This window comes from uncultured Modestobacter sp. (assembly GCF_947486615.1).
In the GTDB taxonomy this organism is placed as follows: domain Bacteria; phylum Actinomycetota; class Actinomycetes; order Mycobacteriales; family Geodermatophilaceae; genus Modestobacter.
On the sequence record NZ_CANKUD010000005.1, the window covers coordinates 1 to 14,412 of the forward strand.

The 14,412-nt window shown below is 72.1% G+C and carries 13 protein-coding genes; 9 read left to right on the plus strand and 4 right to left on the minus strand.

What is annotated here, in order from left to right; all coding sequences use genetic code 11:
* Positions 1 to 509: 509 nt before the first annotated feature.
* Together Q1A09_RS11085 and Q1A09_RS11090 are read left to right on the plus strand one after the other, a co-directional pair.
* On the plus strand, positions 510 to 1,223 hold the full coding sequence (locus tag Q1A09_RS11085) for a hypothetical protein (protein WP_299954699.1): 714 nt from the start codon (positions 510 to 512) through the stop codon (positions 1,221 to 1,223).
* 10 nt (positions 1,224 to 1,233) lie between these two features.
* Positions 1,234 to 1,506: a hypothetical protein gene (locus Q1A09_RS11090; protein WP_299954701.1), complete on the plus strand. Its 273-nt coding sequence runs from the start codon at positions 1,234 to 1,236 to the stop codon at positions 1,504 to 1,506.
* Positions 1,507 to 1,658: 152 nt separating this feature from the next.
* On the opposite strand, the gene Q1A09_RS11095 is transcribed toward Q1A09_RS11090, so the two are convergent.
* From Q1A09_RS11095 to Q1A09_RS11110, 4 genes are all read right to left on the minus strand, one after another.
* Positions 1,659 to 1,835 (minus strand): hypothetical protein, encoded by a 177-nt coding sequence (locus tag Q1A09_RS11095; protein ID WP_299954703.1) that lies wholly within the window; start codon positions 1,833 to 1,835, stop codon positions 1,659 to 1,661.
* Positions 1,836 to 2,100: 265 nt separating this feature from the next.
* Positions 2,101 to 2,436, minus strand: a complete 336-nt coding sequence (locus Q1A09_RS11100) for a co-chaperone GroES (protein ID WP_299954705.1) — start codon at positions 2,434 to 2,436, stop codon at positions 2,101 to 2,103.
* Between the two features lie 226 nt (positions 2,437 to 2,662).
* Positions 2,663 to 3,010 carry a metallopeptidase family protein gene (locus Q1A09_RS11105; protein ID WP_299954707.1) on the minus strand — a complete coding sequence of 116 codons (348 nt, stop codon included), beginning with the start codon at positions 3,008 to 3,010 and terminating at the stop codon, positions 2,663 to 2,665.
* 10 nt (positions 3,011 to 3,020) lie between these two features.
* Positions 3,021 to 4,454: a GuaB1 family IMP dehydrogenase-related protein gene (locus Q1A09_RS11110; protein ID WP_299954710.1), complete on the minus strand. Its 1,434-nt coding sequence runs from the start codon at positions 4,452 to 4,454 to the stop codon at positions 3,021 to 3,023.
* A gap of 286 nt (positions 4,455 to 4,740) precedes the next feature.
* Here Q1A09_RS11110 and serS point away from each other — a divergent pair, with 286 nt between their 5' ends.
* The 7 genes from serS (at position 4,741) to Q1A09_RS11145 (ending at position 14,411) form a co-directional block, all read left to right on the plus strand.
* Entirely contained in the window at positions 4,741 to 6,045 is a 1,305-nt protein-coding gene (serS, locus tag Q1A09_RS11115) for a serine--tRNA ligase (RefSeq protein WP_299954712.1), read from the plus strand.
* The gene (locus Q1A09_RS11120) at positions 6,042 to 6,995 is read left to right on the plus strand and encodes an HAD family hydrolase (protein ID WP_299954714.1); all 954 of its coding nucleotides are present in this window, start codon (positions 6,042 to 6,044) and stop codon (positions 6,993 to 6,995) included. The genes serS and Q1A09_RS11120 overlap by 4 nt, the downstream gene beginning before the upstream one ends.
* On the plus strand, positions 6,988 to 7,797 hold the full coding sequence (locus Q1A09_RS11125; RefSeq protein ID WP_299954717.1) for an HAD family hydrolase: 810 nt from the start codon (positions 6,988 to 6,990) through the stop codon (positions 7,795 to 7,797). Before Q1A09_RS11120 ends, Q1A09_RS11125 begins: the two co-directional genes overlap by 8 nt.
* A 128-nt stretch (positions 7,798 to 7,925) precedes the next feature.
* Positions 7,926 to 9,560 (plus strand): methyl-accepting chemotaxis protein, encoded by a 1,635-nt coding sequence (locus Q1A09_RS11130; RefSeq protein ID WP_299954719.1) that lies wholly within the window; start codon positions 7,926 to 7,928, stop codon positions 9,558 to 9,560.
* Positions 9,561 to 9,599: 39 nt separating this feature from the next.
* Complete coding sequence (locus Q1A09_RS11135; protein ID WP_299954722.1) at positions 9,600 to 10,883, plus strand: methyl-accepting chemotaxis protein; 1,284 nt, start codon at positions 9,600 to 9,602, stop codon at positions 10,881 to 10,883.
* A complete protein-coding gene (locus Q1A09_RS11140; RefSeq protein WP_299954725.1) occupies positions 10,802 to 11,356 on the plus strand; it encodes a methyl-accepting chemotaxis protein in 555 nt (184 codons plus the stop codon). Before Q1A09_RS11135 ends, Q1A09_RS11140 begins: the two co-directional genes overlap by 82 nt.
* 241 nt (positions 11,357 to 11,597) lie before the next feature.
* A complete protein-coding gene (locus Q1A09_RS11145) occupies positions 11,598 to 14,411 on the plus strand; it encodes a PAS domain S-box protein (protein WP_299954728.1) in 2,814 nt (937 codons plus the stop codon).
* Position 14,412: the final 1 nt, after the last annotated feature.

The following is a 14,412-nucleotide window of genomic DNA, read 5'->3' on the forward strand; positions in this document are numbered from 1 at the left end:
CCCCCCCCCCCCCCCCCCCCCCCCCCCCCCCCCCCCCCCCCCCCCCCCCCCCCCCCCCCCCCCCCCCCCCCCCCCCCGGGCCTCACCGCGGCGCTGGGCGATCCGAGCGCCCGACAAGAAGTTTGCGAAGTCTTGGAGCTGCTTCTTGCATCGGACGACGTCGTCCGTTTATGGTCGGTCGGCAGACTATTGCCTCGATCGCGATTGAATAGATCGGTTGCGCAAAGCATGAACGAATGCTCGAAAAGAATGGCCGAAAAGTTCACGAGAAGGCTTGTGAGGCCTCTCTGGCCATGGCTACCTTCAGTGCGCGGCAGTCGCTCGGCAGTCGCAGTTGAATAGCAGGGGATGTCCTGCGAGAAGGGCTGATTTCATGCGTAGAGCAAAGCTCGCCGGTGTTGTCGTTGGGGCGGCAATGGCAGTGGGGGGGGGTCCCGGCGGTCGCACAGGCTGACACGGGCGCCGAGGATGTGGCAGCCGCGGTCCGTGGTGCCGTCGGGACGACGGTGGTGGCTGACAACCCCGCCGTGGAATTGCCAACTGAGGCCGGTGACCCAGTGCTGGCCGGGCGCGGGGCCGACACCGTGGCGGTGACTCCTGAACTGGTCGGCGACCGGGCAGCGGACACTCTGGCCGGCGGGACCACCGTCGTTGGTGACAGCGACGAGACAATCGCGATCCAGTCCACGCCCGACGGGTTCCGGATGATGAGCGTGCTCGCCGACGCGAGCTCGGCGACGAGCACCACGTACGACGTCGAACTGCCCGACGGAGCTTCGCTGGTGGTCGACCCGCTGGGCGGCGTAGTCGTCCAGCGGGACGGGGTTGCCACCGGCCGCTTCAACGCACCCTGGGCCGTGGACGCGAATGGCAAGCAGCTCGACACGAGCTACTCCGTGGCAGGGTCCCAGATCACGCAGACGTTCGACACGACCGGTGCGGTGTTCCCGGTCGTGGCCGATCCCCACTACACCTGGGGGATCATCACGGGAACGGTCTACTTCAACAAGAGTGAGACCCAGAAGGTGGCCGCGAGCTCCGCGTTCATTGCCGGTATGGGTGCGTTCGCCCCGCCGCCGTTCAACGTGCTCTTCGTGGCGTCCGCCGGCTCGATCTCCCTTGCTGCCGCTTGGGCCATCGCGGACGGGAAGTGCATCGCAGTGAAGTCCAACTACACCTTCCCCGCGTACTCTGGCAGCCAGGGCGACGGCTACTGCCGGTGAGGGGATACCGATGATGGCTTGGTCGATCGGTCTCGTGGCGGCCGGGATGGTGGTCTTGGCGAAGAAGTACCAGGACCCGGAACACCGTGCCGCGGCAGCCGCCCCGTTCCGTGACCGGAAGGGCCTCGTGATCGGCGGGGCTGTGGCCGCGGTACTCGTACTGCTCACCGCCGTCCAAGGGGAGGGTGACTTGCTCGGGTACCTCCCGGTCCTAACGCTGGGTGCGCTGGTGGCCGCGCTCGTCGGTCGCGCGTCGTTGCGCCAGCGACCAAGCAACGACTGACCTGCTGGCACGCAGGGGTCAGGTCCTCAGGACCTGGCCCCTGTGTCGTGTGCAGGGCAGCACGGAGGAGCGCGGTGCCGTCTGGGTGGCGCGCCTGCCTGCTGGAGCAGTCGGACCGGTTTGGCCCATGGGTCGAGCGCGCCCTCCGGCAATCACTCGGAAGATGAATTCGGGTCCGCGGGACGGGGGCTTCGTCGGATTGCTCTGATTGCGAAGCCCAGAAGGATACCGGCTGTCAGCGCCATCACCATTGGCCATTCCTGCAGTACCAATCCCACGACCGCGATGGCGACCAGAAGTGCGGCGATCAACCACCGTCCGAAGGTCATCCGACCTCCTCATCTCGACGTTCGTGTGCACAGCTTAGTAGCCGCCCCGGCCGACGGCGAAGGCGAATCCGGGCGTGGTCTCGCGGTGATGCCCCACGCAGCCCAGTCGCCCCCGCGACGACCTGGTCGTGGTGCAGGCCAAGATTCACCCAGTACCGCGAGCTGATCGCCGGCGGGGTCGATTACAGGACGAGCTGCCCGGCGACCTGCTCGCACAGGTCTCCGCCGACCCGGTGCTGCGCGGGACGATCCCGGGCATCCCCGCCTAGAGGTAGAGGCCGGTCGACTCCTCGATCCGCTCGGCGGCGACGGCGTGCACGTCCCGCTCGCGCAGGATGATCAGGTCCTCGCCGTGCACCTCGACCTCGTGCTGGTCCTCGGGGGAGAAGAGCACCTGGTCGCCGACCTTGACCTGGCGCACGTTGGGGCCCACGCCCTTCGCCTCGCCCCACACCAGCCGCTTGGCGACCTGGGCGGTGGCCGGGATCAGGATGCCGCCGCTGGACCGGCGGTCACCGTCCTCCTTGCGGAGGGAGACCAGCAGTCGGTCGTGCAGCATCTTGATCGGCAGCGAGCCGCTCCGGGCGACGTCCTCAGGCACGCCCGCCAACGCTACCCGCCGGCCGGATCGGGTGCTTGATCGCGCGAGAGCGCGGGTGCTTGATCGCGCGAGAGCGCGGGTGCTTGATCGCGCGAGAGCGCGGGTGCTTGATCGCGCGAGAGCGCGGGTGCTTGATCGCGCGGAAGCGCGGGTGCTTGATCGCGCGGAAGCGCGGGTGCTTGATCGCGCGGAAGCGCGGGTGCTTGATCGCGCGAAAGCGCGGGTGTCAGCCCCAGCCGAGGGCGTGGAGCCTCTCCTCCTCGATGCCGAAGTGGTGCGCGATCTCGTGGACGACGGTGATCGCGACCTCCTCGGCCACCTCGTCCTCGTCCTTGCAGACGTCACAGATCGCCTCGCGGTAGATCATGATCCGGTCGGGGAGGGTACCGCCGTAGTCCGCGCCCCGCTCGGTGAGGGCGTACCCCTCGTAGATGCCGAGCAGGTCCGGCTCGTCGGGGTGGCGGTCCTCCACCAGGACGACGACGTTGTCCAGCAGGTCCATGAGCTGGGCCGGCACCTCGTCGAGCGCGTCGGCGACCAGCTCCTCGAAGCGGGGCAGCGGGATCGCGTCCATCAGTGCAGCGTCACCAGCTGGTCGGCTGCGGGCGGCCCTCCTCGTAGCCGGCCGCGCTCTGCACCCCCAGCACCGCGCGCTCGTGGAACTCCTCGACGGTGCGGGCGCCGGCGTAGGTGGCCGAGGAGCGGACGCCGGCCACGATCTGGTCGATCAGGTCCTCGACGCCGGGGCGGGCCGGGTCCAGGTACATCCGCGAGGAGCTGATCCCCTCCTCGAACAGGCCGGCGCGGGCCCGGTCGAAGCCGGACTGGGACGACGTCCGGGCCTTGACCGCGCGGGCCGAGGCCATCCCGAAGCTCTCCTTGTACTGCCGGCCGGTGCCGTCCTCGCTGAGGTCGCCGGCGCTCTCGTAGGTGCCGGCGAACCAGGAGCCGACCATCACGTTCGCCGCCCCCGCGGCCAGTGCCAGTGCCACGTCGCGGGGGTGCTTGACGCCGCCGTCGGCCCACACGTGCTTGCCGAGCTCGCGGGCGGCCGCGGCGCACTCCTCGACCGCGGAGAACTGCGGGCGGCCGACGCCGGTCATCATCCGGGTGGTGCACATGGCGCCCGGTCCGACGCCGACCTTGACGACGTCCGCGCCGGCGGCGATCAGGTCGCGGGTGCCCTGCGCGGTGACCACGTTGCCGGCCACGACCGGGGTGCTGCCGGCCACCGAGCGCACCGCGGCGACCGCCTCGATCGCCTTCTCCTGGTGCCCGTGCGCGGTGTCCACGACGAGCACGTCGACCCCGGCGGCCAGCAGGGCGCTCGCCTTGCCGGCGACGTCGCCGTTGATGCCGACCGCGGCAGAGGTGAGCAGGTGGCCCTCGGGCCCGGTCGCCGGGGTGTAGATCGCCGAGCGCAGCGCGCCCTTGCGGGTGACGACACCGACCAGCCGGTCGCCGTCCACCACGGGTGCAGCGCTGATCCGCTCGCCGGAGAGCACGTCGAAGACCTTCGGCAGGTCGGTGCCGGCCGGGATGGTCAGCGGGTCGCGGGTCATCACCTCGGACAGCTGGGTGAACCGGTCCACGCCCTGGCACTGGCCGTCGGTGACCACGCCGACCGGCGCCCCGCCCTCGACCACCACGACGATGCCGTGCGCCCGCTTGGTCAGCAGCGACAGCGCCTCGCCCACGGTGGAGGTCGGGGAGAGGGTGATCGGGGTGTCGTAGACGGGGTGGCGGTGCTTCACCCAGTCGACCACCTCGGTGACCACGTCGACCGGGATGTCCTGCGGCAGCACGGCCAGACCACCGCGGCGGGCCACGGTCTCGGCCATCCGCCGTCCGGAGATGGCCGTCATGTTGGCGACCACGATCGGGATGGTCGTGCCCACCCGGTCGGGGGTGGTCAGGTCGACCTCCAACCGGGAGCCGACGGTCGAGTGCGCCGGCACCATGAACACGTCGCTGTAGGTGAGGTCGTGGGCCGGACGGGCGTCACCGAGGAACCGCATGCCCCCAGTGTCCCAGGACCGGCGACGGCCGGGGGATCCCGTCGCCCGCCCGACGTCCAGCCGCTCCGACGTGGACCTTTCCGCCTGGACGTGAGCCGCCGGCCTCGACGTCGAGCCACCTGCCCTGACGTCGAGCCACGTCCTGGCGCGGCTCAACGTCAGCCGGCGCGGGTTGACCCGGGCGGTCGACATCGGGGCGAGGGGTGCGTGGCCGACGTCGCGGCCCGGGGACGGTGACGTCGGGCGCGGGCCGGGAGCAGCGGGCCGGGCCACCTACGATCACCTCGTGATCGACCTGCGCCTCGTCCGCGAGAACCCTGACCTCGTCCGCGCCAGCCAGCGTGCCCGGGGAGCCGACGAGTCCCTGGTCGACGCCCTGCTCTCCGCCGACGCCGAGCGCCGGGCCGCGGTCAAGGCCGCCGACGACCTGCGCGGGGAGCAGAAGGCCGCCTCACTCGCCGTCCGCGGTGCCTCCAAGGAGGAGCGCCCGGCGGTCCTGGAGAGGGCCAAGGCGCTGGCCGCCGGGGTCAAGGAGGCCGAGGAGGCCGAACGGGCCGCCGACGACGTGCTGCGCCAGGCGCACCTGCGCATCCCCAACGTCGTGCACCCCGACGTCCCGCCGGGCGGTGAGGACGACGCGGTCGAGATCCGCACCGTCGGTGAGGTGCCCGCCTACGACTTCGAGGTGCGCGACCACCTGCAGATCGGCGAGGCGCTCGGTGCGATCGACATGGAGCGCGGCGCGAAGGTCTCCGGCGCCCGCTTCTACTTCCTCACCGGCCCGGGCGCGCTGCTGGAGTTCGCCCTCGCCCAGCTGGCGATCACCCGCGCGGTGGCCGCCGGCTTCATCCCGGTGATCGCCCCGGCGCTGGTCAAGCCCGAGGCGATGGAGGGCACCGGTTTCACCGGCGAGCACGACGAGGAGATCTACCGGGTCGAGCGCGACGACCTCTACCTCGTCGGGACGTCGGAGGTGGCGCTGGCCGGGATGCACAGCAAGGAGGTGCTCGACCTCTCCGCCGGGCCGAAGCGCTACGCCGGCTGGTCGTCCTGCTTCCGTCGCGAGGCCGGCTCCTACGGCAAGGACACCCGCGGCATCATCCGGGTGCACTGGTTCGACAAGGTCGAGATGTTCAGCTTCTGCGCCCCCGAGGACGCCGAGGCCGAGCACCGCCGGCTGCTGCAGTGGGAGGAGGAGTTCCTCCAGCTGCTGGAGCTGCCCTACCGGGTGGTCGACATCGCCGCCGGCGACCTGGGCACCAGCGCCGCCCGCAAGTTCGACATCGAGGCCTGGTTCCCCAGCCAGGGCGCGTATCGCGAGCTGACCAGCACCTCGGACTGCACCACCTTCCAGTCCCGCCGGCTGCAGATCCGGCACCGGGACGCCGACGGGAAGCCCCAGCCCGCGGCGACCCTCAACGGCACCCTGTGCGCGATCGCCCGCACCATCGCCTGCCTGCTCGAGGTGCACCAGCAGGCCGACGGCTCGGTGCACGTGCCGGCGGCGCTGCGCCCCTGGCTGGGCGGGCACGAGGTGCTCACCCCGGGCATGTCCCTGGCGGCGGTCGCCGGGCCGGGGCTCCCCGCATGACCGGAGACCAGCCGGGCGGCGGCGGCCTCACCGCGCCGGCCGCGGCCGGTCGCGCCCAGGAGCTGGTCGACCTCGGCGACCTCGGGGCCCGGCTGGGCAGCTGGCGGCCTCGGCTGGTGGTCAGCGACATGGACGGCACGCTGCTCGACTCGGCGGGTGAGGTCAGCGCCCGCACCGCCACCGCGATCGCCGCCTGCCGCGCCGCGGGCATCCCGGTGGTCGGCGCGACCGGGCGCGGGCCGCGGCTGCTGGAGAGCGTCCGCGCGGCCATGGCCGGGCAGGGCATCGCCGTCCTCGCCCAGGGCGGCTACGTCGTCCGGTTCGGCACCGGCGGCGAGCGGGACGAGGTGCTGCGCACCGTCGGGATGACCCGCGAGGTCGCCACCGCGGTGATCGCTGCGATCGAGGACGTCGCCGGCGAGCTCATCGTGGCCGTGGAGGACGCCGCCGAGCAGGCCGAGGCGCTGCAGCCGCTGCGGGTGCAGCACGGCTTCGACTGGCCCTACCCGGAGCCGGCGCACCTGCTGCCCCGGCACGAGGTGCTGCCGGTCGGGGCGGTGCTCAAGGTCTTCCTGCGCTCCCCGCGGCTGGGCGAGGACCAGCTGGTCGCGCTGGCCCGGTCGGTGGTCGACCCGGCCGACGCCGAGCTGACGCATGCCGGGCTGGGCTTCATCGAGGTCCTCCCGCCGGGGGTCACCAAGGCCACCGGGCTGGCCGTCGTCCTCGACGCGCTCGGGGTCGGGTTCGGCGACGTGCTGGTGTTCGGCGACATGCCCAACGACCTGCCGATGTTCGAGGCGGTCACCGCCGGCGGCGGCCGGGCGGTCGCCATGGCCAACGCCCACCCCGCCGTCCGGGCCGCCGCCGGTGACCGCACCAGCGGCCACGACGCCGACGGCGTCGCCCGCTACCTCGAGGCACTGCTCGCCCTGGAGGGCACCGATGTCTGACTGGCGCCCCAAGCTCATCGTCAGCGACCTGGACGGCACGCTGCTGCGCAGCGACGAGACGATCAGCGACGCCAGCCTCGCCGAGCTTCGCCACTGGGCCGACGCCGGGGTGCCGCTGGTGATCGCCACCGGGCGCCCGCCACGCTGGATGCTCGGCGTCCGGGAGCGGCTGGGCGGTGGCACGGCGATCTGCTGCAACGGCGCGGTCCTGCTCGAGCTGGGGCCGTTCCGGGTGCTCGAGGAGCACCCGGTGCAGCCCGAGGTGCTGCGGGAGGTCACCGCGCAGCTGCGCCGCCGGCAGCCGGACACCTGGTTCGCCGTCGAGTACGGCGACCAGTTCCGGCACGAGCCGATCTACCGGCCGCGCTGGGACAAGGACGCGCCCGGCGTCGCGGAGGCGACCCTCGAAGAGATGGTCGCCCAGCCGGTGGCCAAGCTGCTGGCCCGGCACGAGCGGCTGTCCCGCGACGAGTTCGTCGCCCTGGTCGCCGAGGTGGTGGGGGACACCGCGACGGTGACCACCTCCTCCTCCGACGCGATGGCCGAGATCTCCGCGCGCGGGGTCACCAAGGCCACCGGCCTGGCCCGGCTGGCGGCGGAGCGGGGACTCGCGCCGGCCGACGTCGTGTACTTCGGGGACATGCCCAACGACCTGGCCGCCTTCGACTGGGTGCGCGAGGGCGGCGGGCAGGCGGTCGCGACGGCGCACGCACACCCCGACGTGCTCGCCGCGGCGACCGCGGTGACCGGCTCGAACGACGACGACGGGGTGGCGGCCTTCCTGGCGACGCTCCGGGTCTGACCTCGGACCGACCCGTTCTGGGGACTTTCCGGTTCCGGAACCTCGCTGCGCTGCAGGTCCGGTCGTGCACTGCCGATCTCACGGTCAGCAGGGCGCTCGGGTGCGCCCGACCGCGCGAGAGGCTCTTCATGATCGACGTCCAGGGCACCGACCACACCGAGCCCCCCGGCTCCTCCCGGGCCACCGGGCTCGTCCAGCGGATGGGCCTGCAGGCCCGGCTGCTGGTGGCGTTCCTCGTGGTCGCTCTGATCACGCTGATCGTGGGCGCCATCGGCGTCACGCGGATGAGCGAGCTCAGCCACCAGGCCGAGGCCGTCTACGAGGACGGGGCCGTCCCGCTGCGGGACATCCTGCTGCTGCGCTCGACCTACTGGGAGATGCAGGCCGCCACCTCGCGGAGCCAGAGCCCCGGCCTCGGGCCGGACATCGTCCAGTCGCTGCAGGAGCAGTCGGTGGCGATCCGCGGGACGCTCGACGGTCTCCGGGCGGGCCTGGACGAGACGACGCTCGAGCCGGCCACCGAGGCCGCCTTCCAGGACTTCCAGGGAGCGATCGCGCTCTACGACGACACCAGCGCCCAGATGGCCGAGATCGGCGCCGCGGGCGGGGACGTCTTCTCGGTGCTGCCGACCCTCATCCAGGCCGAGGAGGACGCCGTCACCGCGCTCAACGTGGCCACCGACGCGCAGATCGCCGCCACCGAGGCCACCGTGCAGGAGGCCCGCGACGCCTACGCCAGCGCCCGCCTGCTGACCATCGCCGGCGTGGCCATCGGCCTGGCCGTCTCCGTCGCGATGGCCGTCGTGATGGCCCGCAGCGTCACCCGCCCGGTGCAGCGGATCCGGGAGACCCTGGAGAAGGTCGCCGGCGGTGACCTGCGGGTGCGCGCCGGCCGGACCGGCGGCGCCGAGCTGGAGCTGGTCGCGGAGTCCCTGGACGAGACGCTGGACGCCCTGGGTGGGGTGCTGACCCTGGTCAACGACTCGGCCGGCCGGCTGGCCAGCGCGTCGAGCCAGCTCAGCGCCGGCGCGCAGTCGATGGCGGACAACGCGCGCACCGCCGCCGGTCAGGCCGACGTGGTCGTGGCCTCGGCCGGGGAGGTGGCCTCGAGCGTGGACACGGTGTCGACGGGGTCGCAGCAGATGGAGGCGGCGATCCGGGAGATCAGCCAGAACGCCAGCGAGGCCTCGCGGGTGGCGGGTCAGGCGGTGAACGTCGCGGAGAACACGACGCGCACGGTCGGCAAGCTGGGGGAGTCCTCGGCCGAGATCGCCACGGTGGTGAAGCTGATCAACGGGATCGCGGAGCAGACGAACCTGCTGGCGCTCAACGCCACGATCGAGGCGGCGCGGGCGGGTGAGGCGGGCAAGGGCTTCGCGGTGGTGGCCAGTGAGGTGAAGGAGCTGGCGCAGGAGACGGCGCGGGCGACCGAGGACATCTCCAAGCGGGTCGAGGCCATCCAGGGCGACACCGCCGGCGCGGTCGAGGCGATCGGCCAGATCAGCGCGGTCATCGGTGAGATCAACGACTTCCAGGCCACCATCGCCGCGGCGGTCGAGGAGCAGACCGCCACCACCAACGAGATGAACCGCAACGTCGTCGAGGCGGCGGGCAGCTCGCGCAGCATCGCCACGGCCATCACCGGCCTGGCGGCGGGCACGGCCGAGACCAACCAGCGGGTCGCGGAGGCGCAGCAGTCCGCGGCCGAGCTCTCCCGGATGAGCGACGAGCTGCAGGAGGCGGTCAGCCGCTTCACCGTCTGACCCACCCAGCCTCCCCGGACGCCGGTCACCGCTCGCGCGGTGGCCGGCGTCCTGTCGTCGGCGTCTCCGGCCCGTTGCACTCGACCGACCGGTCGGACTGCCGATGAGAACGGCGAGCGGGCCGCAGCAGCGAGCCCTCGGGCGGAGAGGCACAGATGGACGTCGGAGCACGGGACGAGCCGCAGGACGAGTCGGGAGCAGGGCGCGGGGTCGCCTCGATCGCCTCGCGGGTGGGGCTGCGGGCGGCTGCTCGTCGCCATCGGCCTGGTCGCGGTCACCACGCTGACCGTCGGTCTGGTCGGCATCCAGCGCATGGCGGTGCTCAGCGACAAGGCCGAGCAGGTGCACGCCGAGGGCGCGGTGCCACTGGACGCGCTGCGGCAGCTGCAGGCCGGGTGGTGGCAGTTCTCCGCGACCAACGCCCGGGCGAGCATCTCCGAGCTCCCCGCCGAGACGCGAGCCGCGTTCGCCCAGGCCTCGACCGCGAGCCTGCAGGTGCTGACCGAGGCGACCGAGGCTGCCGGCGACCTGCCGCTGTCCGACGAGGCCCGGGCCGGCTACGAGCAGTTCGCCGCGGCGTCGCAGCAGTACCTCGGGCTGCTCCAGCAGCTCTCCGCCGGGCAGGGCACCCGGACGCCCGAGCAGACCCTGGGCCTCATCGCCCAGATGAACGACACCGAGGCCGCCATCTCTGCGGCGCTGGTGACCGCCACCGACGCGGCGGCCACCGACGCCGCCGCGACGGCCGTGGAGGCGCGTGCGGCCTACACCGCTGCCCGCACCCTCACCCTCGCGATCATCGCGGTGGGCCTGCTGGTCTCGGTGGTGCTCGCGCTGCTCGTCGTCCGCTCGGTGATGCGGCCGGTGCAGCGGGTCCGTGAGGTGCTCGACCAGGTGGCCGGCGGCGACCTGAGCGTGCGCGCCGGGGAGACCGGTGGCGCGGAGCTCGGCGAGGTCGCCCGGTCGCTGGACAGCACCCTGGACTCCCTCAGCGGCGTCCTCACGCTGGTGAACGAGTCCGCCGGCCGGCTGGCCGGGGCCTCCCAGGCCCTGAACGCCGGGGCGGCCGGCATGCCGAGAGCGCGCGCACCGCCACCGGTCAGGCCGACGTGGTCGTCGCCTCGGCCGGTGAGGTCGCCTCCAGCGTGGACACGGTGTCGACGGGGTCGCAGCAGATGGAGGCGGCGATCCGGGAGATCTCGCAGAACGCCAGCGAGGCGTCGCGGGTGGCCGGTCAGGCCGTGGCCGTCGCGGAGAACACCACCCGCACCGTCGGCAAGCTGGGCGACTCCTCCCAGGAGATCGCCACCGTGGTCAAGCTGATCAACGGGATCGCCGAGCAGACCAACCTGCTGGCGCTCAACGCCACGATCGAGGCCGCCCGGGCCGGTGAGGCCGGCAAGGGCTTCGCGGTGGTGGCCAGCGAGGTGAAGGAGCTGGCGCAGGAGACGGCGCGGGCGACCGAGGACATCTCCAAGCGGGTCGAGGCCATCCAGGGCGACACCGCCGGCGCGGTCGCGGCCATCGAGGAGATCAGCTCGGTGATCGGCCAGATCAACGACTACCAGGCCACCATCGCCGCCGCCGTGGAGGAGCAGACCGCCACCACCAACGAGATGAACCGCAACGTGGCCGAGGCCGCCAGCAGCTCGCGGAGCATCGCCACCGCGATCTCCGGGCTCGCCGCGGGCACGCAGCAGACCAACGAGGGCGTGGCCGAGGCCCAGCGCTCGGCGGCGGACCTGGCCCGGATGAGCGACGAGCTCCAGGACGCCGTCCGCCGGTTCACCGTCTGAGCCCGCCCACCGGCCCGTCCCCGGTGCCCTGCCGGCACGTCACCGCCCGCCCGGTGGTGACGTGCCGGCCGTCGTCGTGGCGCGGGCGGCCCCCTGCGGACGGCGCGGGCCGGGTGGGGCCGGTGCGACGGATGGGACGACCACGTGATGGACGACGCCGTCCGCTGAAGGTCGGTGCCGCTGCGACCGAGACTCACTGCGTCCCACCGGAACGTCCACGAGCCATCGAGGTGCCCCGCGCATGCCCAACCCCACCGGCAAGGACCCCGCCGCGACCGACCACCTGCGCGAGCTGTGCAGGATCGCCGAGGCGATGCGGGACTCGTCCGCGATGGTCGAGCTCGGGCTCGACGGGACCGTGCTGACGGCCAACCAGCACTACCTGGACATCATGGGGTACTCCGCCGACGAGCTGGTCGGGCAGCACCACCGGAAGGTCTGCGACCCCGCCCACGCCGCGTCGGCCGAGTACGCCGCGTTCTGGGAGCGGATGGCCGCCGGGGACGTCGACGCGGGGGTGGTCGTCAAGCGGCTGGCCAAGGGCGGCCGTGAGGTGTGGCTGCGCGGCTCCTACATCCCCATCCCGGATGCCTCCGGCCGGCCGGCGAAGGTCGTCGTGCTGGCCACCGACATCACCGAGGGGAAGGTCGCCGCGCTCGAACGGCAGAACCAGGCCGTCGCCCTCGACCGGTCGCAGGCGGTCATCGAGTTCGCCCTGGACGGCACCGTGCTCACCGCCAACTCGAACTTCCTGGACGCGATGGGCTACACGCTGGCCGAGGTGCGCGGCAAGCACCACCGCATGTTCGTCGAGCCGAGCACGGCCGCCGGCGCCGAGTACGCCGACTTCTGGCAGCGGCTGGCCTCGGGGCAGTTCGAGGGCGGGGTCTACAAGCGGCTGGCCAAGGGCGGCCGCGAGGTCTGGCTGCAGGCCACCTACAACCCGATCCTGGACGACGAGGGTCACCCGCTCAAGGTGGTCAAGTTCGCCAGCGACATCACCGTCGCGCGGTTGGCCGACGCCGAGTCCCGCGGCAAGGTCGCCGCGATCGACCGGGCCCAGGCGGTGATCGAGTTCAAGACCGACGGCACCGTGCTCAGCGCGAACCCGAACTTCCTGGCGACGATGGGCTACGCCCTGCACGAGATCCAGGGCAAGCACCACCGGATGTTCTGCGAGCCCACGCTGGCCAGCAGCGCGGAGTACGAGGAGTTCTGGGCCCGGCTGGGCAGCGGCGGCTACGAGTCCGGGGAGTTCAAGCGCCTGGCCAAGGACGGGCGCGAGATCTGGCTGCAGGCCACCTACAACCCGATCCTCGACGACGCCGGCAAGCCCATCAAGATCGTGAAGTTCGCCAGCGACATCACCGAGGCCAAGTTCGCCGGCGCCGAGGCGCGCGGCAAGGTGGCGGCGATCGAGCGGGCCCAGGCGGTCGTCGAGTTCGACCTGACCGGCCGGGTGCTGACGGCCAACCAGAACTTCACCGACACGATGGGCTGGCCGCTCGCCGAGATCCGCGGCAAGCACCACCGGCTGTTCTGCGAGCCCTCCTACGCCGCCTCCGCCGAGTACGCGGAGTTCTGGCAGCGCCTCGGGCAGGGCCACCACGAGAGCGGGGAGTTCAAACGCCGGGACAAGGACGGGCGCGAGGTGTGGCTGCAGGCCACCTACAACCCGATCCTCGACGACTCCGGCCGGGTGGTGAAGGTGGTCGAGTTCGCCACCGACGTCACCCGGACGAAGCTGCAGAACGCCGAGTTCACCGGCAAGGTGGCGGCGATCGAGCGCGCCCAGGCGGTGATCGAGTTCAACCTCGACGGCACGATCATCACCGCCAACCAGAACTTCCTCGACGCCCTGGGCTACACGCTGTCGGAGGTGAAGGGCAAGCACCACCGCGTCTTCTGCGACCCCGTCTACACGACCACCCAGGAGTACCGGGACTTCTGGGAGAAGCTGGGCAGCGGGGACTTCCACACCGGGGAGTACCGGCGGATCCACCAGAGCGGTCGCGACGTCTGGATCCAGGCGACGTACAACCCGATCCTGGACGACCTGGGCCGGCCGTTCAAGGTGGTCAAGTTCGCCAGCGACGTCACCGCGGCCAAGCTGCGCAGCGCGGAGATCGAGGCGCGGGTGAACGCGGTGGACCGCGCCCAGGCCGTGATCGAGTTCGACCTGGACGGCAACGTCCTCACCGCCAACGACAACTTCCTGCGCACCATGGGCTACTCGCGGCGGGAGATCATCGGCCACCACCACAGCGAGTTCTGCGACGACGAGTACATCCGCTCGCCGGAGTACCGGGACTTCTGGCTGCGGCTGGGTGCCGGCGAGGTGCTGGCCGGCCGGTTCCACCGCAAGGGCAAGTACGGCCGCGACGTGCACATCCAGGCCACCTACAACCCGATCCTCGACCTGACCGGCCAGCCGTTCAAGGTGGTCAAGTTCGCCTACGACGTCACCGCCGAGGTAGAGCGGGAGCGGCGGATCGCCTCGGGCACCCAGGACATGACCGCGTCGGTGCGGCACCTGTCGGCGTCGATCGAGGACATCGCCCGCAGCTCGCAGACCGCCACCGGGCTCGCTGCCGAGACCCAGGACAACGCCCGGCAGGGCGTGGAGGCGCTGCGCGCATCGCTGGAGGCGATCGCGCTGATCCAGAAGTCGTCGAACTCGATCACCGAGATCGTCCGGGTCATGGGCGAGATCGCCAACCAGACGAACCTGCTGGCCTTCAACGCCTCGATCGAGGCCGCCCGGGCCGGTGAGCACGGCGTCGGCTTCTCCATCGTCGCCGGTGAGGTGCGCAAGCTCGCCGAGCGCTCGTTCACCGCCTCCCAGCAGATCGGCAAGCTCATCGAGGAGTCCGCCGAGCGGGTCGCCCAGGGCTCGGAGGTGTCCAAGCGGGCGGAGAACGCCTTCGAGCGGATCGTCAGCAGCGTCACCCGCACCAACGAGACGATCCTCAGCATCTCCGAGTCCACGCAGCAGCAGCAGGAGGCGTCCCGCCAGGTCGACGAGCTCATCGCCCAGCTCGCCGCCGCGGACTGAC